Origin of the sequence: Streptomyces sp. NPDC048590 (assembly GCF_043199535.1) — a bacterium.
GTDB lineage: Bacteria > Actinomycetota > Actinomycetes > Streptomycetales > Streptomycetaceae > Streptomyces.
In genome coordinates, this window is sequence record NZ_JBICWC010000006.1 from 509,975 (window position 1) to 533,564 (window position 23,590).

The following is a 23,590-nucleotide window of genomic DNA, read 5'->3' on the forward strand; positions in this document are numbered from 1 at the left end:
CTCTCAGTTCTGTGCCGTCTGCGGTGCGGGGAGTGCGCCCTCCCCGCCGCCGACGGCCCGGTTGAAGTCGTTGTGCACCCGGTCGGTCTCGGTGAACCGGCCCGATGACCAGTGGTAGGTGACGACGTCCTCCCCGGAGGGGTAGGCCACCGAGTCCTTCGACCCGTACACCTGCGTCGTCACCACCAGGTCGCCCCGGTCGATCGTGCCGTAGACGGCGGGGACCTCGGTGGCGAAGACGTTCACGTACGAACCGTCCGGGCGCTGCCGGTAGACGTAGGTGCCGATGCCCACCGAATCGCCGCAGTTCATCACGTTGACCACGACGTCCGCCCGGGTGCCGCCGGTCACGTCCCCGTACGAGGTGTCGACGGGGTACTCGTGACCGCTGCAGGGCTTCAGGTCGTCCTTGAGGCGCTTGCTCACCTTGGGATCGTTCTTGATGAGCGTCACGGCGTCCGCCCTCGGAGCGGGCCGGGCCGTCCCCGCCGCCGCGGGGCTCGACGGCAGGGTGGCCCGGACGGCGTCCTGGGTGCCCGCCGGACCCTCGTCACGCGTGCCGGTGCCTCCGGTGGAACATCCGGCGCAGAACAGACCGAGGGCGGCGAGCCCGGCCGCCGCCGCGCCCCCCGCCACCAGACCGGTCGCGAGTCTCCCGCGGCCGCCCGTCGTGCTTCTGCCGCCGCCCTTCAGGCCGCGCACCGCTCCCGCCCCCGCTCGTCGTGGCGCCTGTCCGGCTGTGCCGGAATCCGCGCCGCTGCAACTCCCTCGGCCTCCCGGCTCAGGGCCGCACGGTCCTCGAGCTCCTGGCGCAGGCGTGCCAGGGCGCGGTGAAGCGTGCTCTTCACCGTACCCGCGGACATGCCCAGCGCCGCCGCCGTCTCCTCCGTGCTCATCTGCTCCCAGTGTCGCAGTACGACGACACTGCGCTGCTTGGGAGCCAGCACCCCGAGGATGTCCATGAGCAGGGCACGGTCGGCACGCTGCTCGGAGCCGTCGTCGACACTCGCGTCAGGGAGCTGCTCGGTGGGGACCTCGTCGAGCTTGCGGGCGCGCCACCACTCGGTGCGCGTGTTGATCATGACGCGGCGGAGGTAGGCGTCGGCGAGGGACTTGTCGGCGATGCCGTCCCAGCGGCCGAGGGTGCGGACCAGGGCGGTCTGCAGCAGGTCCTGGGCGTCCACGGGGTCCGGCACGAGCCGGCGGGCACTGCGCAGCAGCGCGTCCTGCCGGGTGCGCACGTACTCCTCGAAGCCGAGCACCTCGCCCTGCGTCATCACAACCGCCTCCGTCCCCGTGGATCCCCGTGTACCGCCGGGAGGACCGTTACGCCGCCCGACGTCCGCAGACGTTACGGAGGCGTTGTCACGAGGGTGTGCGGAGCAGCCGTACGCGGACGCACGGCTGTCCATCGGTTGTGTAACAGCCGATGGACAGCCGTGGTGTGCGGGCGGTCAGGTCAGGGGCAGCCGGTAGCGGCCGTTCGCCAGGGGTTCGACCAGGCCGTCGGCGACGAGCCCGTCCAGGGCGCGTGCCCGCTGCACCGGCTCCTCCCACACGGCGTCCAGCGCGGACTGCGGGACCGAGGTGACCGCGTCCCGCAGCACGGCGAGCAGCCGGCCCCGTACCTGCCGGTCGGTACCGGCGTAGGTCTGGCCGCGGCGGGGCGGGCCCTCGTGGGCGGGCTTCCCCGCGAGCCGCCAGGCGCACCGGTCCGCGACGGGGCAGCGCGAGCAGTCCTCGTTCTTCGCGGTGCACACCAGGGCGCCGAGTTCCATCGTGGCCGCCGCCCAGCCGGCGGCACGCTCGTCCTCCTCGGGCAGCAGGGCACGGGCCAGCTTCCGCTCGGCGGCGGTGGTCGCGTTCGGCGGGTACTGGATGCCGGTGACAGCCCGGGCGAACACCCTGCGGACGTTCGTGTCGAGTACGGCGTGGCGCTGCCCGTAGGCGAACGAGGCCACGGCCGCGGCCGTGTACTCCCCGATCCCGGGCAGTGCGAGCAACTGGCCGTGCTCGCTCGGCACGTCGCCGCCGTGGCGTTCCGTTATCGCCTGCGCCGCCCCGTGCAGCCTCAGCGCGCGGCGCGGGTAGCCGAGCCGGCCCCAGGCGCGGACGGCTTCGCCCGGTGCGTCGGCGGCCAGGTCCGCGGGGCGGGGCCAGCGGGCCATCCACTGCTCGTAGACGGGAAGGACCCGGTTGACCGGTGTCTGCTGCAGCATGAACTCGCTCACCATCACACCCCAGGCACCCGCTTCGGGGCGGCGCCAGGGCAGATCGCGGGCGTGCTGCTCGAACCACCCGATGACGGGGGTATGGAGGGCGGAGGGGGGCGTCTGTGTCGAAGTCGTGGCAGTCATCGCACCTACGATCCTGGCACGGAAGCGAGGGCTTCGGGCGCGGCTGTAGGGGTGTCGGCCAGGCTGAGGGCCCAGGGGGTGATAACGCCACCCGTTCTGACCCCTCGGGCCCGCGCCGGGTGCGCGCGAGCCGGGCAAAGTGGCTGGAAGCGCCCGGGAACTTCCGCTCCGTGATGATGATCCGGAAAACTTGTCGATCAGAGCGGCGGTTGAGGGCCGGAGTTGGCCTGGATCTCTCGTACAGTTCGGTTCGTGGGATCTATGCGCAATCCGGTCGGGCCGCTTCCCTCCAGCATCTACTGGCGTCGGAGAGCCGTGGCGGTGCTGGTGGTTGTGCTGCTCGCCGCGCTGGTCGCATGGGCCGTCACCTCCGGTGGCGGTGGCGGTGGCAAGGACGACGGGAAGCCGGGCGGCTCCGCCCCCGCCCCGTCGATCACCCCGGGGCCGTCGAGTTCGGGGCCGGTCGTGGGCCAACCCCCGGGCGGACGCGACGAGTCGGGCGACGGTGGCTCCGGAGGCGGCGCGGGATCCGACGGCGGCGGGGACTCCGGGACCGAGGGCGCGGGTGGATCCAGCGGTTCGGGCACCACGGGCGCCGAGGGCACCGACTCGGGCGGTGCGAGCACGGGACCGGGCGCCGGAGGGTCCGCGGGGCAGCAGGTACCGGCCGGCTCTTCGCTGCCCAACTGCCCTGCCTCCGCACTGCGTTTCGCCCTGAAGACGGATCTCAGCTACGGCCCCGACGACAAGCCCGAGTTCCGGCTGAGCGCCACCAACACCTCGGCGGCGGACTGCAAGGCCGACTTCGGCCCGAAGCGCGCGGTGCTGACGATCACCGAGGCCGGTGACGACGACGAGAAGGTGTGGTCGTCCGAGGACTGCCCGAAGAACGGCGCCGCCGTCTTCCTGAGGGTGCCGGCCGGCGCGACGGTCGTCCACACCGTGGAGTGGGACCGCAAGGGCAGCGCGCCCCGGTGCGCGACCCCGCCCGTCAAGGTGGCCGCCCCGGGGACGTATCTCCTGGAGGCCGAGGTCCCCGGCGGGACGGTCAAGCAGGCGTCCTTCGTCCTGGCCAAGGACTGACCGGACCTGCCCCCGACAGCCCGCGTGGAGAGGCCCCCGGCCGTCCCTCGCGGGCCTGTTCCCCGGGGCGGCCGAGCGGGGCGACCTCACGGCTGAGGTGAATCCGGCGGGACAGGGATCAGCTGCCGTTCCTTTCTTTTAGAGGTCCGAGACGGTGCTGATCGCTTTCCGAATGGCCGGAAAGCGATCAGCGCCTTCGCCTCACGGCTGTATGTTGTGCTGCGCCTCGAATCCAGACCACCCGGCCCGGGCAGCACAGGCATGTGCCCCGACTCGGGCGGCGAGCAGGCGTGTGCGGGGTCCGGCACCGTGCTGACCGCGGACGGTGTTCCCGCCCCGGCCCCGATCCGGACGCGAGGTCCGGTCCCGGTCCGCTTCCGTCCGGGAAACCTCATCACCGAAGCAATTCCCTTTCGAGCAGGCATTCTCCTCCGGATAGGACGCGCATATGAAATACCGTGTAATCGGCGGCAGCCCGGACACGCGCCGCGAGGTCAGCGTGGTGAGCCTCGGCACGATGCTTTTCGGAACGGTGACCGACGAGGCGACGTCCTTCGCCCTTCTCGACCGTTTCGTCGAGGCGGGCGGCACCTTCATCGACACGTCCAACAACTACTCGTTCTGGGTCAACGGGACGCAGGGCGGTGAGAGCGAGGAACTGCTCGGCCGCTGGATCCGCAGCCGTGGGATCACCGACGAGATCACCTTCGCCACCAAGCTGGGCGCCCGGCCGAACGCCCCCTCCAGCGGGTTCAGCCTCGACATCGAGGGACTTTCGGCCAAGGTGATCAGGGAGTCCGCCGAGCGCAGCCGTGACCGGCTCGGTATCGAGCGGATCCACCTGCTCTACGCACACGTCATGGACGAGAACACCCCGCTGGAGGAGACCGTCGAGGCATTCGGCGGGGTCGTCGAGGACGGCATCGCCGGACTGCTCGGTGCCAGCAACCACTGGGCCTGGCGGGTGGAACGGGCCCGTACGCTGGCCGCGGCCGCCGGACTTCCCGGCTACGAGGTGCTCCAGCACCACCACAGCTACCTGCGCCAGCGCATGGACGTCCCGAGCCTGCGCTCACCCGACGGCAACCAGGGCCTCGTCAGCGGTGACCTGCTCAGCTACGTCCGGGCCAACCCCTCGATCACCCAGGTCGCCTACACGCCCCTGCTCTCCGGCGCGTACGTCCGCGACGACAAGCCCCTGGGTCCCGGGTTCGAGCACGCCGGAACCCCCGCCCGGCTCGCGGCCGTGGCCGAGGTGGCCGAGGAGGCCGGGGCGACGGTCAACCAGGTCGTCCTGGCGTGGCTCCTGGGCGGGGACATCCCGGTCCTTCCCCTGGTCGGCGCGTCGTCGGTGGCGCAGCTCGACGAGAGCCTGGCGGCGGTGGACCTGGAACTGACCCCCGAGCAGCGCACGAAGCTGGACTCCACGAACTGAGCGGAACGACGCACGGGCCCCGCCGGTCACAACCGGCGGGGCCCGTGTCCGTGAGGCCGGGGACATCCCTCAGACGTAGCGCTCCAGGATGGAGGACTCCGCCAGCCGGGAGAGCCCCTCCCGTACGCTCCGGGCCCGCGCCTCGCCGACCCCGTCCACGGCCTGGAGGTCGTCCACGCTCGCGGCGAGCAGCTTCTGCAGACCGCCGAAGTGCTCCACCAGGCGCTCGATGATCGCGCCGGGCAGCCGGGGGACCTTCGCCAGCAGCCGGTAGCCGCGGGGGGAGACGGCCGAGTCCAGCGTCTCGGGAGAGCCGCTGTAGCCCAGTGCCCGTGCCACGACCGGCAGTTCGAGGAGTTCGGTGTGGGTGAGCGTGTCGAGCTCGGCCAGTGCCTCCCCGACCGTACGGGCCCGCTTGGCCGTCGGCTCCGGGACGTAGTCGCGTACGACCAGCTCGCGCTCCGGCTCGACGCCGGCGATCAACTCGTCCAGCTGAAGGGCGAGAAGGCGGCCGTCGGTGCCCAGCTCCACGACGTACTCGGCGATCTCGGTGGCGATGCGGCGCACCATCTCCAGTCGCTGCGAGACCGCGGTGACGTCCCGGACGGTGACCAGGTCCTCGATCTCCAGGGCGGAGAGCGTCCCGGCGACCTCGTCCAGCCTGAGCTTGTACCGCTCCAGGGTGGCGAGCGCCTGGTTGGCGCGGGACAGGATCGCGGAGGACTCCTCCAGGACCCGCCGCTCCCCGTCCACGTACAGCGCGATCAGGCGCATCGACTGGGAGACCGACACCACCGGGAAGCCGCAGGCCTTGGAGACGCGGTCCGCCGTGCGGTGGCGGGTGCCCGTCTCCTCGGTGGGGATGGAGGCGTCCGGGACCAGCTGGACGCCGGCCCTGAGGATCTTGGTCATGTCCTTGTCGAGGATCATCGCGCCGTCCAGCTTGCACAGTTCGCGCAGGCGCGTCGCGGTGAACTCGACGTCGAGCACGAATCCGCCGGTGCACATGGACTCGACGGTCTTGTCCATGCCGAGGACGATCAGACCGCCGGTGTTTCCGCGGAGGATGCGCTCCAGGCCGTCGCGGAGGCCGGTGCCCGGCGCGACCGCGCTCAACGAGGCGCGCATCAACGCCTCGTTCCCCGTGCCTTGGCCGGACTTTCCGGGCGTTGCTGCCCGGTCGTTGGCTGCCACTGCACTCCTCCGGTCACAGGTTTTCGGCGCCCTTGCGTCCCTCATACCGTCGTACGGGCGGGCGAGACCAGGGCAAAGTCTACCGGCGTGCGCCGTCCTCCTGTGGTCCGTCCGGCCGAGAGCGGCGGGGGAGTGCCCTGAGGGCGTCGCCCATGTCGGCCACTTCCGTGACCTTCATGCCGGCCGGTACCTGGCCCGGATCCCTCGGGACCAGGGCGTGCTTGAACCCGAGACGGGACGCCTCCGCCAGCCTCCGCTGGACCCCCGTCACCCTTCTGACCTCGCCCGCGAGGCCCACCTCGCCGATCGCGACCAGGTTCTTCGGGAGCGGCGTGTCACTGGCGGCGCTGGCCAGGGCGAGCGCGATCGCGAGGTCCGCGGCCGGTTCGGTGAGCTTCACGCCGCCCACCGTCGCGCTGTAGATGTCCCGCTTGCCGAGCGCGCTGATCCGGCCCCGCTGCTCCAGGACGGCCAGCATCATCGAGACCCGGGAGGTCTCCAGGCCCGAGGTCGTGCGCCGTGGCGAGGGGATCTGCGAGTCGACCGTCAGTGCCTGCACCTCGGCGACGAGCGGACGCTTGCCCTCCAGCGTGACCGTCAGGCAGGTGCCCGGGACGGGCTCGTCACGGCGGGTGAGGAAGAGCCCCGAGGGGTCGGCCAGGCCCGTGATGCCCTCGTCGTGCAGCTCGAAGCAGCCGACCTCGTCCGTGGCGCCGTAGCGGTTCTTGACACCGCGTACGAGCCGGAGGCGTGCGTGCCGGTCGCCCTCGAAGGAGAGGACCACGTCGACCAGGTGTTCCAGGAGCCGCGGACCCGCGATCGCGCCCTCCTTGGTCACATGGCCCACCAGGAGCGTCGACATGCCGCGCTCCTTCGACGCCCGGATGAGGGCTCCCGCCACCTCGCGGACCTGGGCCATGCCTCCGGGAGCGCCGTCGATCTCGGGCGAGGCGACGGTCTGCACGGAGTCGAGGACGAGGAGGGACGGCTTCACCGCGTCCAGGTGCCCGAGGACCGCGGAGAGATCGGTCTCGGCGGCGAGGTAGAGGTGGTCGTTGATCGCCCGGATGCGGTCGGCGCGCATCCGTACCTGGCTCGCGGACTCCTCGGCCGTGACGTAGAGCGTGCGATGGTCGTCGCTCGCCGCCTTGGCGGCCACGTCCAGCAGCAGCGTCGACTTGCCGACGCCCGGCTCGCCCGCGAGCAGCACGACCGCGCCGGGGACCAGCCCTCCGCCGAGCACCCGGTCGAGCTCCCCGACCCCGGTCGAGCGGGCCGCGGCCTGCCGGCTGTCGACCTGGCCGATCGGCAGGGCGGCGCTGGAGACCCGGCCTGCCGCCGTCGTGCGGACAGCGGGGGCGCCGCCGAACTCCTCGACGGTCCCCCATGCCTGGCACTCGGGGCAGCGGCCGAGCCATTTGGCGGTCGTCCAGCCGCACTCCGTGCAGCGGTAGGACGGCCGGTCCTTCGCGGATTTCGTACGGGCAGCCATGGCGTCACCGTATCGGTGGGGTCGGACAGCGCCGCTTCCGGGCGCCGCGGTGGGAACGTGTGCCCGATGCGGTATTTCCGAGCGGATCCGGGATTTCTGTCCCCTTTCGAGGGAGACCGTCACCCGTAAGGATTAAATGCCGCAAAGTGCCATCAGGGTCCCCCCGGTCTCTGCCTACGGTCGAAAGGTGACGAGCAGCAGGCTGGAGTCCTCCACGCACACCACCGGCGCACACCGGGCGCGTCGTCGCGCGGCCCACCCATCGGCGCGGAGCTCTCCCGCCCGTTACGAGCCGTACCTCGACGGCCTGTTCACCTACTGCCTCTCCGTGCTCTGCGATCACGAGGCGGCCACCGAGGCGCTCGGCTCGGTCCTGGCGATCGCCGAACGGCAGGACGGCCGGTGCCCCCCGGCCGAGGAGGAACGTAAATCCTGGCTCTACGCGCTGGCCCGATGGACGTGCCTGCGCGCCCTCGCCGAGCAGCGCCGGGGCCGTCAGGCGCACCGCCGGCCGCCCGCCCCGCGCGGAGCCGTTCCGTACGGGACGCCGCCCCACCGGGCCGACGCGCGGCCGGCCCACGGCACCCCGGAGGAAGCGGTGGGCACCGGCCGCACCGTGGAGTCCCCCGCGGCCGAGGCCCGACGCCGTGAGCTCGCGCGGCTCGCCTGGCCCGAAGCAGCGGGGACCACCCCCGAGCAGCGTGAGGCGCTGGAGCTCGCCGTGCGCCACGGTCTCACCCCGCGCGCCGTCGCCGCGGTCCTCGGGCTCGACCCGTGCAGCGGCCGAGAGCTCCTGGCGGGCGCGGCCTGCGAGCTGGAGCGGACCAGGGCCGCCCTCGCCGTCGTGGAGAAGGGCGACTGCCCGTCCGTCGCCCGGCTCACCGGTACCCGCCAGATGCTGCTCTCCGCGGCACTGCGCAGGGAACTGGTCCGCCACGTCGACGATTGCCCCCGCTGCCGCCGCGCGGCCGAGCGGGCCGGGGCATCCGGTCCCTGGCCGGGCGCCACCGTCACGCCCGCCGCCGCCCTGCCGGTCGTCGAGGCGCCCCGCCCCTCCGTGCGGGTCGCCCTCACCCGCGCACGGCGTTCACGCTCCGGCGCCCCCCGCTTCGGCCGCAGCGGGTTCCCGCTGGACCCCAAGGACCATGCCGCCCGCCGGGACCGGCTGCGCGCCCGGGTCGTGACCACGACGGTCGTCGCCACGGTCGTCGCGGCCCCGGTCATCGCCCTCTGGGCCGCCTACCGGGGCGCGCCCCAGACGGGGGAGGGGCGCGACACCTCGGTCACCGCGACCGAAACGGACGGCGAGCCCGGCACCGGGGGCGACCCGTACGACCACTACGAGAACGCGGGCAACGCCCGGCCGGAGGAGGGCGACGACTTCACGGACGAGGCCCGCTCCGAGGTGTCGGCGGAGGTGGTCAGCGTCGCCCCTCGCGGGGCGGCGGATTCGCTGGCGGTCTCCGTCCGCGCCTCGGGCGGCCGTACGGCGATCACCCTGACCGTGACCGGCGACGCGGCCGTCACGTGGTCGGCCCGGGCGGACGCCTCGTGGCTGAGGCTCAGCCGTGCCTCGGGCACGCTCGCCCCCGGCCGGAGCACCACCCTGCTCGTCCTCGTCGACCGCACGGCCCAGCCGCGGGGGCCCTGGAGCGCGCGGGTGGTGCTCTCGCCGTCCGGTTCGGCGGTGGCGATCACCGGTCGCGGGCCCGCCGCACCGCGCCCCGGAACCCCTGCGCCCGCCCCGGACCCGTCGTCCGGGACCCCGAGCCCTCCGCAGTCCACCCCGCCCGCGTCGCCGGATCCGACCCCGGACCCCACCGCGCCCACGGGTTCACCGGACCCGACCCCCACACCGACGGACACACCCACCGACCCGGGGTCGCCCGGGCCCACGGCCTCGCCCACCGGCGGTGCCACCGGACCCTCACCGTCCTCAGGTTCCACGGACGGCCCGGGCGAGCCGCCCGCACCGGCGGAGTGACACGGGACGGCGGCCCGGGTGCGGCGGAACGTATCCCCCGCACCCGGACCGCCGGAGAGGTCCCTCAGGCCCGATCGGCCGGGTGCGGTGCCATCGGGAGCAGCGACGCCAGCCGCTGCTCGCACAGCTCGACCAGCCGGTCGTAGGCCTCCTTGCCCATCAGCTCGACGAGCTCGGGACGGTAGGACACGTAGACCGGCTCACCGGCACCGTGCGCGGACGTCGCCGAGGTGCACCACCAGTGGAGGTCGTGACCACCCGGCCCCCACCCCCTGCGGTCGTACTCCCCGATCGAGATCTGCAGCACACGCGTGTCGTCGGGCCGCTCGATCCAGTCGTACGTCCGGCGGACCGGCAGCTGCCAGCACACGTCGGGCTTGGTCTCCAGCGGCTCCTTGCCCTCCCTCAGGGCCAGGATGTGCAGGGCGCAGCCCGCGCCGCCCGCGAATCCGGGACGGTTCTGGAAGATGCAGGAGCCCTCCCAGCGCCGCGTCTGACGCTCGCCGTCCTCGTCGACACCGACCCAGCCCGTCTCCGCGCCGACGTCGTGGAACTGCCAGAGCTCCGGCGTCAGCCGCGCGACGTGCCCCGCCACCCGCTTCTCGTCGTCGTCGTCCGAGAAGTGCGCCCCCAGGGTGCAGCAGCCGTCGTCGGCGCGGCCGGCCTGGATGCCCTGGCAGCCGCTGCCGAAGATGCAGTTCCACCTGGAGGTCAGCCAGGTCAGGTCGCAGCGGAAGACCTGCTCGTCGTCGGCGGGGTCGGGGAACTCGACCCAGGCCCGTGCGAAATCGAGCCCCTTCTCGTCGGGTCCGTCGGGCCCCGTTGCTTCCGGCTGCGGCATCTCCTGCTTCGTCTTCTGCTGCTTCGCGGCTTTGTCCGGCTTCGCCTTTTTCGTCTTTGGCACGAGCCCAGAGTACGGCGCAGTAGCGTTCCCGTATGAGACTCGGAGTCCTCGACGTGGGGTCGAACACGGTGCACCTGCTGGTGGTCGACGCGCATCCCGGTGCCCGCCCGCAGCCGGCGCACTCGCACAAGGCGGAGTTGCGGCTCGCCGAACTCCTCGACCCGGAGGGGGCGATCGGCCCCGTGGGGGTGGAACGGCTCGTGACCACGATCGCCGGAGCCCTCCAGGCGGCCGAGGACAAGGGATGCGAGGACGTGCTGGCGTTCGCCACCTCGGCGGTGCGTGAGGCCGGCAACGCGGACCAGGTGCTGGCACGCGTACGGGACGAGACCGGGGTCGAGCTCGCCGTCCTCAGCGGCGAGGACGAGGCCCGGCTCACCTTCCTCGCCGCCCGCCGCTGGTTCGGATGGTCGGCGGGGAAGCTGCTCGTCCTGGACATCGGCGGCGGCTCGCTGGAGATCGGGTACGGCATGGACGAGGAGCCGGACGCCGCGGTGTCGCTGCCGTTCGGCGCGGGACGTCTCACCGCCGGCTGGCTGCCCGGGGACCCGCCGGACCCGGCGGACGTACGGGCGCTGCGCCGCCACGTCCGCGCGGGAATCGCCCGTACGGTGGGGGAGTTCACCCGTCTCGGGCCGCCCGACCACGTCGTCGGGACCTCCAAGACCTTCCGGCAGCTCGCCAGGATCTCCGGCGCCGCCCGGTCCGCCGAGGGGCTCTACGTGCAGCGCGTCCTCACCCGCAAGGCCCTGGAGGAGTGGGTGCCGAAGCTGTCGGTGATGACCGTCGAGCAGCGCGGGAACCTGCCCGGGGTCACCGAGGGGCGAGCCGCCCAGCTCCTCGCCGGGGCCCTCGTCGCCGAGGGCGCGATGGATCTCCTGGGCGTCGAGGAACTGGAGATCTGCCCCTGGGCGCTGCGCGAAGGGGTCATCCTGCGCCGCCTCGACCACCTGCCCGTGCGGCAGGCGGCGCTGACCACCTGACCCAGCCGCCCGCGCCCCATGGGTCTTCTCACTTTCAGCCAGGCTCCCTCGGCTGTACGCGGCGCGGCCCGTACCCTGTCCACGTGGCAGAACCAGTGGTGCGCATCCCGGATGCGAAGGTCGCCCTGTCGACGGCCTCGGTCTATCCGGAGTCGACGGCGACGGCCTTCGAGATCGCCGCGCGCCTGGGCTACGACGGCGTCGAGGTCATGGTCTGGACGGACCCCGTCAGCCAGGACATCGAGGCGCTGAAGCGGTTGTCGGACCACCACCAGGTGCCGATCCTCGCCGTGCACGCGCCCTGCCTGCTGATCACCCAGCGGGTCTGGTCCACCGACCCCTGGGTCAAGCTCCAGCGGGCCAGGGCCGCGGCCGAGGAGCTCGGAGCGTCGACCGTGGTCGTCCACCCGCCGTTCCGTTGGCAGCGCAACTACGCCCGGGACTTCGTCAGCGGGATCTGGCGCATGGCGGACGAGACGGACGTGCGCTTCGCGGTGGAGAACATGTACCCGTGGCGCTACCGGGACCGCGAGATGCTCGCGTACGCACCGGCCTGGGACGTCAGCAACGACGACTACCGGCACTTCACCGTGGACCTCTCGCACACCGCGACCGCGCGCACCGACAGCCTGGCCATGGTGGACCGCATGGGCGACCGGCTCGCCCACGTCCACCTCGCCGACGGCAAGGGCTCGGGCAAGGACGAACACCTGGTGCCGGGCCGGGGCGACCAGCCCTGCGCGGAGCTCCTGGAGCGGCTGGCCCGCACCGGGTTCGACGGCCATGTCGTCATCGAGGTCAACACCCGTCGCGCCATGTCCTCGGCCGAGCGTGAGGCCGACCTCGCGGAGGCACTCGCCTTCACCCGCCTCCATCTGGCGTCCTCGGCGGGGACGCCGCGCCCGTGACGCCGGCCGCCGACGGTGCGGCCCCCCGCCGCCGGGGGCGGCCGCCGCGCACCGGGAGCGGCGCGGGGCCCGACGCCCGGACCCGCATCCTGGAGGCCGCCCGTACGGAGTTCGCCCGGCGCGGCTACGACAAGACGTCGGTCCGGTCCATCGCCAGGGCGGCCGACGTGGACGCCGCGCTGGTCCACCACTACTTCGGCACGAAGGACGAGGTCTTCGGCGCGGCCATCGAGGTCTCCTTCGAGCCCGCCCTCGTCCTCCCCGCGATCCTCGACGGCCCCGAGGAGGACATGGGGGAGCGGCTGGCCCGCTTCTTCATCGGAGTGTGGGAGAACCCGGCCTCCCGGGCCCCGCTGCTGGCCGTACTCCGGTCAGCCCTCACGCATGAGGCGGCTGCGAAGGTGCTGCGCGGGTTCGTGCTGAGCAGGCTGCTGGAGCGCGTCGCGGCGGAGCTCGACGTACCGGACCCGACCTTCCGCGCCGAGCTCGCGGCCTCCCACATGATCGGAATCGCGGTCCTGCGGTACGTGGTCCGGGCGGAACCGCTCGCGTCGGCCGATCCGGAGAAGATCGTGGCCATGGTGGCGCCGACGCTGCAGCGGTACCTCGCCGACCGCTGAGCGCCGGGTTTGCTTCTGCGAGTTCCGCTCCCGCGATGGGCGTCGCGGTTGCTTCACAACGCTGTCGCGGAACGGTGTCAGGCCCTGTTCAGCGGCGAATTCCGCTGCTTGTCTGTGCGAAGCCGGTGAACAGCCGGGACGGATCGCGAACGACAACGACGGGGGAGCCGGACATGACGACACGAAGCGGGCGGACGACGGAGACGAGCCTCGCCGCCCCTTCCCGCAGACAGCTGCTGCGGCTGGCCGGCGCGGGCCTGGGCATCGCCCTGGCCGGGGCGCTGACGGCCTGCGGTCCGGAGGAGGTGGACGCTTCCGGCGGCAACGAGGGCCAGAAGCCCGGGAAGAGCGGCGGGAGCTCCACCGCGACCCCCGCCGCGGGAGGCGCGCCGCGCGTCCTGTGGCAGCAGGAGGCTTCGGTGGGCACCCTCGGCAACCAGGAGGTGCTCGCCGTCGTGGGGGACGTGGTCCTGGTCACCGGCGATCCGCTGGTGGGCCGCGACATCGCCACCGGCAAGCAGCTGTGGTCGCGCAAGGGCGTCGCGACCCCCGGCGCGCGGCTGATCATGGGCGGCGGCACCCTCTACCTGGCGAGCGGGGAGTACGACGGCGATGTCGTCGGCCTCGACCCGGCCACCGGGAAGGAGACGTGGCGAAGCCGCCTCGGCGGACGCTACGACCAGCCCAGGCCGGTCGGCGCGGACGAGGACCGCGTCTATGTGATCGCGGGCATCATGGAGAAGGACTTCACCTCCCCCACCAACGTCATCGCCGCCATCGACATACGCACCGGCAAGGCCGTCTGGAGCGAGCGCCGTGACACCGGGACCGAGGAGTACGGGATCACCTCGGCGGTCCTCGGTGACCGGCTCGTCTACACGGACCACAGGAAGAACCTGACCGTCCGTGACACCGCGACCGGACGCCAGATGTGGACGAAGAAGATCAGCCGGTCCAACTTCGACAGGATCGCCGTGCACGAGGGGCTCGTGTACGTCTCCGACAGCAGGAACCTGCGCGCGTACTCCCTGGAGGACGGCGGCGAACGCTGGTCGCTGAAGACCGACGAGTTCTCGATGTTCCTCGGGCCGAGCGTCATCGACGGAATCCTCTACGTCTCGGACAGCGCCCATGCCCTGTGGGCGGTCGACGCCGCCACGGGCAAGCAGCGGTGGCGCAACACCGGCCTGCTCGACGTCTCCGTCCCGGTCCAGTTCGTCAAGGCCGGTGACACGCTGTACGGAGCGACGCAGTTCGACAAGAACGGCGGTGTCCAGGCATACGACGCGGGCACCGGGAAGCTCCGCTGGACCTTCAACGACGGGCAGCGCAAAGAGGACCAGTGGTACGTCGCGGCCGCCGGTGAACGGCTGGCCGCCCTGCACGGTGACCGCCTCCAGGCCCTTCCGGCCGTGTGATCCCGTGTGATCCCGTGTGATCCCGGGCGGGAGCTGACGTCGCCGGCTGCCCGCCCACTGGGCAGCCCGTCCCGCATATCGGACGGGCTGTCCAGATCTTGGCACGGGGGGCGTACGCTCGTAGACAGTCTTTTCTGTCGAAGGAGCGAGAGACGATGCCCCAGCTGAGGTCCCGCACTGTCACACACGGCCGCAACATGGCGGGCGCGCGCGCCCTTATGCGTGCGTCCGGGGTAGCGAGCGAGGACATCGGCAAGCCGATCATCGCGGTGGCCAACTCCTTCACGGAGTTCGTGCCGGGCCACACCCACCTCGCCCCCGTCGGCCGGATCGTCTCCGAGGCCATCAAGGCGGCGGGCGCGGTGCCCCGCGAGTTCAACACCATCGCGGTGGACGACGGCATCGCCATGGGCCACGGCGGCATGCTCTACAGCCTGCCCTCCCGCGACCTCATCGCCGACAGCGTCGAGTACATGGTCGAGGCGCACTGCGCCGACGCCCTGATCTGCATCTCCAACTGCGACAAGATCACCCCCGGCATGCTGATGGCCGCGATGCGCCTCAACATCCCCGTGGTGTTCGTCTCCGGCGGGCCGATGGAGGCCGGCAAGACCACCCTCGTCGACGGTACGGTCCGCACCCTCGACCTCGTCGACGCGATCTCGGACGCGGTCAACGACAAGATCTCCGACGCGGACATCCTCCGTATCGAGGAGAACGCCTGCCCGACCTGCGGCAGCTGTTCGGGCATGTTCACCGCCAACTCGATGAACTGCCTCGCCGAGGCGATCGGCCTGGCCCTTCCGGGCAACGGTTCCGTCCTCGCCACACACACCGCCCGCAAGGCGCTGTACGAGAACGCCGGCCGCACGATCGTCGAGATCACCAAGCGTCACTACGAGGAGGACGACCACTCCGTCCTGCCCCGCAGCATCGCCACCCGCGAGGCGTTCGAGAACGCCATGGCTCTCGACATCGCGATGGGCGGCTCCACCAACACGATCCTCCACCTGCTGGCCGCGGCCCAGGAAGCCGAGCTCGCCTTCGGGCTCCCGGAGATGGACGAGATCTCCCGGCGGGTCCCCTGCCTCGCGAAGGTCGCCCCCAACGTGGCGCCCGGCGGGACGTACTACATGGAGGACGTGCACAGGGCCGGTGGCATCCCCGCCCTCCTCGGCGAGCTGCACCGCGGCGGGCTGCTCAACGAGGGCGTGCACGCGGTCCACTCCGGCAGCCTCGACGAGTGGCTGAAGAACTGGGACGTCCGCGGCGGTTCCCCGTCCCCCGAGGCCGTGGAGCTCTGGTACGCCGCCCCGGGCTGCGTCCGCAGTGCGACCGCCTTCTCGCAGTCCGAGCGCTGGGACAGTCTCGACACGGACGCGGCCGGAGGCTGCATCCGGGACATGGAACACGCCTATTCCAAGGACGGCGGCCTGGCGGTCCTCAAGGGGAACCTCGCCGTGGACGGCTGCGTCGTGAAGACGGCGGGCGTCGACGAGTCGATCTGGACCTTCGAGGGACCGGCCGTCGTCTGCGAGTCGCAGGAGGACGCCGTCGACAAGATCCTCCGCAAGGAGATCACGCACGGCGACGTCGTCGTCATCCGCTACGAGGGCCCGCGCGGCGGCCCCGGTATGCAGGAGATGCTCTACCCGACGTCCTTCCTCAAGGGACGCGGCCTCGGCAAGACCTGCGCGCTCGTCACCGACGGCCGGTTCTCCGGCGGCACCTCCGGCCTCTCCATCGGCCACGCCTCGCCCGAGGCGGCGGCCGGCGGCACGATCGCGCTGGTCGAGGACGGCGACCGGATCCGGATCGACATCCCGAACCGGTCGATCGAGCTGCTCGTCGCCGATGAGGACCTCGCCGCCCGCCGTGAGGCCCTGAACGGGGTGTACGCGCCGAAGAACCGCGACCGCAAGGTCTCCCAGGCGCTGCGCGCGTACGCGGCGATGGCGACCAGCGCGGACAAGGGTGCCGTCCGCGACGTCTCCAAGCTCGGCTGACCGCCCGCTGCTCCGTCCGGCCCCGCCCCTGGTCTCACCAGGCGGCGGGGTCGTCCGCGTCCTCGGCGAAGACGGATCCGTCCGGGGCGGTACCGACGACGCTCCGGCCCAGTACGACGGGGGCCGGCAGGGACGAGGCGTGGCCGAGCTTTCCGTCCCTCAGCCGCGGCCGGGTCTGGCCCAGCAGCGTCCCGCGGTCCGTGTCGACGGCGAGGAGCCGTCCGTCGGCCGCCGAGAAGTAGAGCCGGCCGCCCGTCCCGAGGACCGGGGCGGAGGTCGTTCCCACGGCCGTCTCCAGCCGCCACCGCTCGGCCCGCCCGCCGCCCGGGCGGACGTCGACGGCGAGGAGCGTCCCGCCGCGCTCCAGCAGCAGGGCGGTGTCACCTTCCACCACGGTCTCCGGGCCGTTCATCCGGAAGGGCAGCGTCACCCGGGTCGTGCCGCGTGACCCGGGGTCGTAGCGGACGAGCGCCGTCGTCTGGGCCTTCTCGTTCATGGCGGTCAGCAGCAGCGCTCCGTCCGTCGTACCGGCCGGAGTGAGCAGCCCGTCCAGCCCGCGCTGCCAGACCGTCCTGCCGGTCCTAGCGTCGAGCGCGGTCACCAGCGTGCCGGATCCCCCGGCCGAGCTCTCGAAGGCGTAGGCGAGCCCGGTGCCGGCCTCGTACAGCGCCAGGCCCGGCCGCTCGTGGCCCGGTACGGTGTGCCGCCACACCGACGTCCCGGTCCCGGCGTCGAGCGCCTCGACGCTCCCGTCCCGGCGGACCGTCAGCAGCGCGTCGCCGGCCGCCAGCGGGGTGTCGGCGTACGCGGAGAGACCGGTGCGCCAGAGTTCCGTCCCGTCACCCGGGGCGTACGCCCTGAGCGCGTCGCCGTCCGCGACGGTGTAGGCGGCGCGCCCGGAGACCGTGCCGGCGGGAGCGGGGTCCCCGGCCTCGGGCGCGGCCGTTCCCGGGCGGGACCAGACGGTCCGGCCGTCCGCGGGGTCCAGGCGGGCCGCGCCGGAACCCGACCAGACGCAGAACAGCGCGGGATCCGCGCCGCCCCGCGCCGAGCAGGCCGGAGCGGACCCCTGGGAGCGCAAAGGCGTCCGCCACGGCACGAACGCCGCCGAGGCGCCTCCCGCGGGGCCGGTGTCCGCCACCGGCGGAGCGTCCGCCCACGCCCACAGCCCGCCACCGGCCGCCAGCAGGGCCACCGCCGCGGCGACGGCCACGAGGCGCCGCCGGACCGGACGGGGCCCCGCCGTGGCGGCGGCCTCGTCCGGGAGCCCGTCCGCCGCCCGCACATGGGTGGTCCTCTCGCCCGCCTCCGACCCCGCCGCGGCGAGGGGTCTGCGCTGCGCCGGGACGAAGGCGGCCGCCTCGTACGACGGAGGGCGCAGCGCGGCCATGATCTCGTCCGGGGTGGGGCGCTCCGCCGGATCCTTGGCCAGACAGCGCCCCACCAGAGGGGCGAGGTCCTCGGGGACCCCGGTCAGATCGGCCTCGTCGTGCACCACCTGGTAGGCCACGAGGTACGGGCTGTCCGAGTCGAAGGGCCCACGGCCCGTCGCCGCGTGGACCAGCACCGCCCCGAGGGCGAACACGTCCGCCGCCGGGCCGACCTCACGGGGACGCTGGAACTGCTCGGGCGCCATGTAGGGCGGCGAGCCGATCAGCTTGCCCGTCTCCGTGCGCAGATCGCTGTCGTACGGCCGGGAGATGCCGAAGTCGATGACCCTGGGACCGGAGTCGGGCAGCAGGACGTTCCCCGGCTTGAGATCCCGGTGGACGACACCGGCGCGGTGGATGTCGCGCAGCGCCTCGGCGAGTCCGGCGGTGAGCCTGCGCATCCCGGCCGGACTCATCGGACCGTTCCGCTTCACCTGTGCGGCGAGCGTCGGACCCGGTACGTAGAGCGTCGCCATCCAGGGCAGCGCGGCGTCCGGGTCGGCGTCGACGACCGGCGCGGTGAACGCCCCGCTGACCCGGCGGGCCGCAGCCACCTCCTGCCGGAAACGAGCCCTGAACTCGGGGTCCGTCGCATGCTGCCGGTGCACCACCTTGACCGCGAGCTGCAGCCCGGAGGCCGAGCGCGCCAGGTGTACGACACCCATGCCGCCCGCACCGAGGCATGCCTCGAGCCGGTACTGCCCGGCGTACTCAGGATGCTCCGCTTCCGGATGTGATCCGGTCCCCTGCAGCGGCGGCATCGCCCACCCCCGTGTGTCCGTGCGCAAGCGCGACGCACGGAGCCTAGTCGATGGTGTGTGCGACGACGGTGGGGCTTGTTAGCCTGCGCGTCACACGCATCGCTTTCAACGGGGGAGGCCCACATGGGTGTTGAGGAGAATGCCGTCACCGCGGTGACCACGGACGACGCGACGGCCGCGGCGGGGGAGGTGACGGCGCTCGCCGCGGACGTGGTCGTCTACCCGATCGCTCCCGGCTACCGGGTCAACGTCCGGCGCGGACCCGGCACGCAGTACGGAATCGTCCGGACCTTGCCCTACGGGATGAGCGTCCCGGTGTACTGCCAGAAGCCGGGTGAGCGGGTGACCGGCCCTTACGGCACGTCGAACCTCTGGGACAACATCGCCAACGGCCAGTTCGTCTCGGACGCCTACGTCAAGACGGGCAGCGACGGCTACATCGCTCCGCGCTGCGACTGACGGCCGAGGGCCCTGTCCGGCGGATCATGGCCGGGGCCGCGGTGCCGGGCACGGCACTCGCCCGGACTTCGTCCGGGAGTGCCCCCACGTCGCGGCCTGCGAGACCCTGATCCGCCGTACAGCCCCCGAGACGCCCCGAGCGCGACGGCACGCCGGCACCACCGCCACCCGCCCTGGGACAATCGATCCCGTGAGCGAGAACAGCGAGACCCCAGCAACGCCGGCGCCCGGCGAAGGCACCACACCCGGCCCGCAGCCCGAACCCCTCCGTCTCTTCGGCACGACCTGGGTCGACCACGACGGCGGGTACGGGCTGCGGCGCGCGGGAGCCACCGTCGGCTCGCTCGTCGCGGCCGTGGCCTCCTGCTTCGTCCTGCGCTTCGCCTACCAGGGCCTGGAGATCGCCGAGGTCGGCGGCCTGGTCGGCATGCTGGTGGTGCTGATGTTCGCGGTCTGCAGCGCCATCGCCTTCCGCAAGACCTGGGAGGGATTCACCCGCCGCCCCGCGGACCCGGCCGCCGAGGACCGCCTGCGCGGCCTGAAGGCGATCGGGTTCATCGGCTCGCTCCTCGCCTACTTCATCCGCTCGTTCAAGGAGGCGCCGGGCGAGCAGCTCCGGCGCACGGAGTACGAGACGGCGCTCAGCCGGTACGAGAAGCGCCGCTCCTCGCGGACCGGGAACCCGGCGGCCCGCAGGAACTCCAAGGGAAAGAACTCCCGACGCAGGTGAAGCCCGCGCGACGGTCCGCGCGATCAGGGCCTCCGGGCGCCACTGTGCGTGCACGATGAACGTATGTCCGCACCCGCATCCCGCGCCCTGTCCTTCGACACCGCCGCCGCCCGGTACGCCGCGTACCGCCCCGGCTACCCGCCCGCACTCCTCGACACCGTCGAGGAGCTGACCGGCCGCCCGCTGCACCGCTCACGCGCCGCCGACATCGGCGCCGGAACCGGGATCGCCACCCGGCTCCTGCTCGCCCGCGGCGCCCAGGTCACCGCCGTCGAGCCCGGCCCCGGTATGGCGGCGGAACTGTGCCGCTCGCTGCCGTCCGTCCCGGTGATCCGGGGCGACGGCAACAGCCTTCCCCTGGCCACCGGGTCGGCCGACCTGATCACCTACGCCCAGTCCTGGCACTGGACCGACCCCGAGCGGTCCCTCCCCGAGGCGCTCCGGGTCCTGCGCCCCGGCGGCGCCCTGGCCCTCTGGTGGAACGTCTCCGACCACACCGTCCCCTGGATCGCCGACCAGGGAGCCCGGCTGAGCGGCCACCTCGGTGAAACGGAGAGCGTGCACGGCACACCGGCGGGCGCCGGCACACGCAACCTCGAAGGCCTGCCCGACGCCGGCTTCACGCGACAGCTGCTCCGCTGGTCGCGGACCGTTCCCGTCGACACCCACCTCGCCAACCTCGCCACCCACTCCGCGTTCCTCGTCCGCGACGACGACGGCGGAGAGTCCAACCGCCGTTTCCTCGCGGAGGAGCGCGCACACCTGACCGAGGTCTTCCCCGGCGGCACGGTCGAGGAGAGCTACGTGGTCGAGCTCGCGGTGCTCCCGCGCTGACCGGCCGGGCAAGGCACATCCCTTGACGGGGTCCGCGCGCCGGGACCATATTCATCACATGATGAATTCCCCGCCCGCCACGGCCGCCCGCGCGGTCGACGCCCGCGCCCTCACCGTCGTACGAGGGGACCGGACGGTCCTGCGCGGACTCGACTTCACCGTCGAGCCGGGCGGGATCACCGGGCTCCTCGGCCCGTCCGGCTGCGGGAAGTCCACGCTCATGCGGGCGGTCGTCGGCACCCAGGCCAAGGTCTCCGGCACGCTCGACGTCCTCGGCCGCCCCGCCGGACACCCGTCCCTGCGGCCCCGGGTCGGCTACGTCACGCAGGCCCCGTCCGTCTACGCGGACCTCAGCGTCCGTCAGAACCTCGACTACTTCGCGGCCGTACTCCGGCCGGGCCGCGCACACCGGGCCTCCCGTGAGGAGGCCGTCACCCGCGCCATCGCCGACGTCGACCTGATCCGCCACGCGGACGCCCTCGCCGGCCGGCTCTCCGGCGGCCAGCTCAGCAGGGTCTCCCTCGCCGTCGCCCTGCTCGGCACCCCGGAACTCCTGGTCCTCGACGAGCCGACCGTCGGCCTGGACCCGGTGCTGCGCCGGGACCTGTGGAACCTCTTCCACACCCTGGCAGCCGACCGGGGGACCACCATCCTCGTCTCCTCACACGTCATGGACGAGGCCGAGCGCTGCCACCGGCTGCTCCTCATGCGCGAGGGCCGGATCCTCGCGGACGACACCCCCGACGCCCTCCGCGCCCGTACCGCGTCCGCCACCGTCGAGGAGGCGTTCCTCCACCTCGTCGACGAAGCGACCGCCGACGAAGCCGCGACCGCCCGCCAGGAGAACGCCCGATGAGCACCGACGCCCCCGCACTCTCCCCGGCGCGCACCCTCGCCACCGCCGGACGCGTCCTGCGCCAGCTCCGCCACGACCCCCGCACCATCGCGCTGCTGCTGGTCGTGCCGGTCCTGATGATCACCCTGCTGCGCTACGTCTTCGACGGAGACCCGAGGACCTTCGACTCCATCGGGGCCTCGCTGCTCGGGATCTTCCCGCTGATCACGATGTTCCTGGTGACCTCGATCGCCACCCTCCGCGAGCGCACCTCCGGGACCCTCGAACGCCTCCTCGCCATGCCGCTGGGCAAGGGCGACCTGATCGCCGGGTACGCCCTGGCCTTCGGCGCCGTCGCGGTCGCCCAGTCCCTGCTGGCCACCGCGATGTCCGTATGGGCGCTCGGCCTCGACGTCGTCGGATCCCCCTGGCTGCTGCTTCTGGTCGCCCTGCTCGACGCCCTCCTCGGAACGGCCCTCGGACTTTTCGTGTCGGCCTTCGCGGCCTCCGAGTTCCAGGCCGTCCAGTTCATGCCGGCGGTGATCTTCCCGCAGCTGCTGCTGTGCGGACTCTTCGTACCGCGCGACCGGATGCACCCCGTCCTCGAAGCGGTCTCCGACGTCCTGCCGATGTCGTACGCGGTCGACGGGATGAATCAGGTCCTCACCCACACCGACATCACCGCCGACTTCTACCGCGACGTCCTGATCGTCGCCGGCAGTGCCCTGCTCGTCCTCTGCCTGGGCGCGGTCACCCTCCGCCGCCGCACCATCTGAGGGCACGGTGCGAGGATGGCGGCCACGACCAGTACCCCGCACCGCCCCGGAGGATGAACCGCATGCCCCAGACAGTCGCAGTCCTCGGTACGGGAAAGATCGGCGAGGCCCTTCTCAGCGGCATGATCCGGGCCGGCTGGCGGCCCGCCGACCTGCTGGTGACGACCCGCCGCCCCGACCGCGCCGAGAAGCTCCGCAACCGCTACGGCGTCGAGGCGGTCACCAACGCGGAGGCGGCCAAGAGCGCCGACATCCTGATCCTCGCGGTCAAGCCGCAGGACATGGGAACGCTGCTCGCGGAGCTCGCCCCCCATGTCACCCCCGACCGGCTGGTCATCAGCGCGGCCGCGGGCATCACGACCGCTTTCATCGAGGACAGCCTCGCCGACGGAACCCCCGTCGTGCGCGTCATGCCGAACACCCCTGTCCTGGTGGACGAGGGCATGTCGGTCATCTCCGCGGGCAGCCACGCGACCGCCGAGCACGTCGGTCACGCGGAAACCATCTTCGGGGGCGTGGGCAAGACCCTCCGGGTTCCCGAGTCCCAGCAGGACGCGGCCACCGCGCTGTCGGGTTCCGGTCCCGCGTACTTCTACTTCCTCGTCGAGGCGATGACCGACGCCGGTATCCTCCTCGGCATCCCCAGGGCCCAGGCCCATGACCTGATCGTCCAGGCCGCCATCGGTGCCGCCGTGATGCTCAGGGACAGCGGCGAACACCCGGTGAAGCTGCGCGAGGCCGTCACCAGCCCGGCCGGCACGACCATCAGCGCCATCCGGGAGCTGGAGAACCACGGCGTACGAGCCGCCCTCATCGCTGCCCTGGAAGCCGCCCGGGACCGCAGCCGCGAGCTGGCCTCCGGCAACGGCTGACCTGCCGCCACCCGCCACGGGGCCGCACCGCGCCCGGTGATGTGGCGCCACCGCCGTGCTTGCTCACGGCGGTGGAGGGGCGGTCTCCCGCTACCGGTGCCGCCCCTCCCCTGGAGGGAGGTTGACACGCCCCGCCCGGATCCGTAGTGTGCTCCGAGTTGTCCGACGTGAGCGCCGACTCCGGTCGGTCCCCGGACAGCCATTCCGCAGTGAACACTCGAAGCGAGCGACGCATGTCGCCTGTTTTTGCGTGCGCACGTGCGAAATGAGGAATCAGCGTTCGAAGGGAAACCCCGATTAGCGTCGGGGCCGGGGATTCCGCTAAAGTCTCACTCGTCGGAACGGCCCAACGGCCGGGAAGACAACTCCCGCTGACTGGGAATCAGGCCCGAAAGGATCTGATAGAGTCGGACTCGCCGGAAAGGGAAACGCGAAAGCGAAGAACTGGAAAGCGAAACCCGCTTCGGCCGGGAATCGGACACGAAAGAGTCTGATAGAGTCGGAAACGC

21 protein-coding genes are annotated in these 23,590 nt (G+C 72.4%); 14 read left to right on the top strand and 7 right to left on the bottom strand.

The genetic code is table 11. From position 1 onward, the window contains the following. Window positions 1–3: 3 nt before the first annotated feature. The 3 genes from ACGFNN_RS20755 to ACGFNN_RS20765 form a co-directional block, all read right to left on the bottom strand. Entirely contained in the window at window positions 4–693 is a 690-nt protein-coding gene (locus ACGFNN_RS20755) for a hypothetical protein (protein ID WP_393557760.1), read from the bottom strand. Further along, window positions 690–1,277, bottom strand: coding sequence for a SigE family RNA polymerase sigma factor (locus tag ACGFNN_RS20760; protein WP_362554810.1), 588 nt, complete (start codon window positions 1,275–1,277; stop codon window positions 690–692). Before ACGFNN_RS20760 ends, ACGFNN_RS20755 begins: the two co-directional genes overlap by 4 nt. A 177-nt stretch (window positions 1,278–1,454) precedes the next feature. Then, window positions 1,455–2,357, bottom strand: coding sequence for an A/G-specific adenine glycosylase (locus ACGFNN_RS20765; RefSeq protein WP_393557703.1), 903 nt, complete (start codon window positions 2,355–2,357; stop codon window positions 1,455–1,457). 261 nt (window positions 2,358–2,618) lie between these two features. Between ACGFNN_RS20765 and ACGFNN_RS20770 the strand changes: the two genes are divergently transcribed. Both ACGFNN_RS20770 and ACGFNN_RS20775 read left to right on the top strand, forming a co-directional pair. Then, window positions 2,619–3,440 carry a hypothetical protein gene (locus ACGFNN_RS20770; RefSeq protein ID WP_393557762.1) on the top strand — a complete coding sequence of 274 codons (822 nt, stop codon included), beginning with the start codon at window positions 2,619–2,621 and terminating at the stop codon, window positions 3,438–3,440. A gap of 448 nt (window positions 3,441–3,888) precedes the next feature. Beyond that, on the top strand, window positions 3,889–4,875 hold the full coding sequence (locus ACGFNN_RS20775; protein ID WP_393557705.1) for an aldo/keto reductase: 987 nt from the start codon (window positions 3,889–3,891) through the stop codon (window positions 4,873–4,875). 69 nt (window positions 4,876–4,944) lie between these two features. On the opposite strand, the gene disA is transcribed toward ACGFNN_RS20775, so the two are convergent. Then, window positions 4,945–6,069, bottom strand: coding sequence for a DNA integrity scanning diadenylate cyclase DisA (gene disA, locus ACGFNN_RS20780; protein ID WP_362554782.1), 1,125 nt, complete (start codon window positions 6,067–6,069; stop codon window positions 4,945–4,947). A 79-nt stretch (window positions 6,070–6,148) separates the two neighbouring features. Continuing rightward, window positions 6,149–7,561 carry a DNA repair protein RadA gene (radA, locus tag ACGFNN_RS20785; protein ID WP_393557707.1) on the bottom strand — a complete coding sequence of 471 codons (1,413 nt, stop codon included), beginning with the start codon at window positions 7,559–7,561 and terminating at the stop codon, window positions 6,149–6,151. 136 nt (window positions 7,562–7,697) lie between these two features. On the opposite strand from radA, the gene ACGFNN_RS20790 reads away from it, so the two are divergent. Further along, window positions 7,698–9,545 carry a hypothetical protein gene (locus tag ACGFNN_RS20790; RefSeq protein WP_393557709.1) on the top strand — a complete coding sequence of 616 codons (1,848 nt, stop codon included), beginning with the start codon at window positions 7,698–7,700 and terminating at the stop codon, window positions 9,543–9,545. Between the two features lie 64 nt (window positions 9,546–9,609). Here ACGFNN_RS20790 and ACGFNN_RS20795 read toward each other — a convergent pair whose 3' ends face one another. After that, window positions 9,610–10,449 carry a hypothetical protein gene (locus ACGFNN_RS20795; protein ID WP_393557711.1) on the bottom strand — a complete coding sequence of 280 codons (840 nt, stop codon included), beginning with the start codon at window positions 10,447–10,449 and terminating at the stop codon, window positions 9,610–9,612. A 32-nt stretch (window positions 10,450–10,481) separates the two neighbouring features. Here ACGFNN_RS20795 and ACGFNN_RS20800 point away from each other — a divergent pair, with 32 nt between their 5' ends. The 5 genes from ACGFNN_RS20800 (at window position 10,482) to ilvD (ending at window position 16,384) form a co-directional block, all read left to right on the top strand. Beyond that, complete coding sequence (locus ACGFNN_RS20800) at window positions 10,482–11,432, top strand: Ppx/GppA family phosphatase (RefSeq protein ID WP_393557713.1); 951 nt, start codon at window positions 10,482–10,484, stop codon at window positions 11,430–11,432. A gap of 83 nt (window positions 11,433–11,515) precedes the next feature. Continuing rightward, window positions 11,516–12,340, top strand: coding sequence for a sugar phosphate isomerase/epimerase (locus tag ACGFNN_RS20805; RefSeq protein WP_362554772.1), 825 nt, complete (start codon window positions 11,516–11,518; stop codon window positions 12,338–12,340). Beyond that, the gene (locus ACGFNN_RS20810; RefSeq protein ID WP_393557715.1) at window positions 12,337–12,960 is read left to right on the top strand and encodes a TetR family transcriptional regulator; all 624 of its coding nucleotides are present in this window, start codon (window positions 12,337–12,339) and stop codon (window positions 12,958–12,960) included. Before ACGFNN_RS20805 ends, ACGFNN_RS20810 begins: the two co-directional genes overlap by 4 nt. Window positions 12,961–13,133: 173 nt before the next feature. Continuing rightward, entirely contained in the window at window positions 13,134–14,378 is a 1,245-nt protein-coding gene (locus tag ACGFNN_RS20815) for a PQQ-binding-like beta-propeller repeat protein (protein ID WP_393557717.1), read from the top strand. Window positions 14,379–14,533: 155 nt separating this feature from the next. Next, window positions 14,534–16,384 (top strand): dihydroxy-acid dehydratase, encoded by a 1,851-nt coding sequence (gene ilvD, locus ACGFNN_RS20820; RefSeq protein ID WP_393557719.1) that lies wholly within the window; start codon window positions 14,534–14,536, stop codon window positions 16,382–16,384. Window positions 16,385–16,418: 34 nt separating this feature from the next. On the opposite strand, the gene ACGFNN_RS20825 is transcribed toward ilvD, so the two are convergent. Further along, the gene (locus tag ACGFNN_RS20825) at window positions 16,419–18,575 is read right to left on the bottom strand and encodes a PQQ-binding-like beta-propeller repeat protein (protein WP_393557721.1); all 2,157 of its coding nucleotides are present in this window, start codon (window positions 18,573–18,575) and stop codon (window positions 16,419–16,421) included. A 123-nt stretch (window positions 18,576–18,698) separates the two neighbouring features. On the opposite strand from ACGFNN_RS20825, the gene ACGFNN_RS20830 reads away from it, so the two are divergent. The 6 genes from ACGFNN_RS20830 (at window position 18,699) to proC (ending at window position 23,081) form a co-directional block, all read left to right on the top strand. Next, entirely contained in the window at window positions 18,699–19,034 is a 336-nt protein-coding gene (locus ACGFNN_RS20830) for an SH3 domain-containing protein (RefSeq protein ID WP_393557723.1), read from the top strand. A 190-nt stretch (window positions 19,035–19,224) separates the two neighbouring features. Continuing rightward, on the top strand, window positions 19,225–19,764 hold the full coding sequence (locus tag ACGFNN_RS20835; protein WP_393557725.1) for a hypothetical protein: 540 nt from the start codon (window positions 19,225–19,227) through the stop codon (window positions 19,762–19,764). A 63-nt stretch (window positions 19,765–19,827) separates the two neighbouring features. Next, on the top strand, window positions 19,828–20,598 hold the full coding sequence (locus ACGFNN_RS20840) for a class I SAM-dependent methyltransferase (protein ID WP_393557727.1): 771 nt from the start codon (window positions 19,828–19,830) through the stop codon (window positions 20,596–20,598). 58 nt (window positions 20,599–20,656) lie between these two features. Then, the gene (locus tag ACGFNN_RS20845; protein WP_393557729.1) at window positions 20,657–21,454 is read left to right on the top strand and encodes an ABC transporter ATP-binding protein; all 798 of its coding nucleotides are present in this window, start codon (window positions 20,657–20,659) and stop codon (window positions 21,452–21,454) included. Beyond that, complete coding sequence (locus tag ACGFNN_RS20850; RefSeq protein ID WP_393557731.1) at window positions 21,451–22,209, top strand: ABC transporter permease; 759 nt, start codon at window positions 21,451–21,453, stop codon at window positions 22,207–22,209. The genes ACGFNN_RS20845 and ACGFNN_RS20850 overlap by 4 nt, the downstream gene beginning before the upstream one ends. A 62-nt stretch (window positions 22,210–22,271) precedes the next feature. Further along, window positions 22,272–23,081, top strand: a complete 810-nt coding sequence (gene proC, locus ACGFNN_RS20855) for a pyrroline-5-carboxylate reductase (protein ID WP_393557733.1) — start codon at window positions 22,272–22,274, stop codon at window positions 23,079–23,081. Window positions 23,082–23,590: the final 509 nt, after the last annotated feature.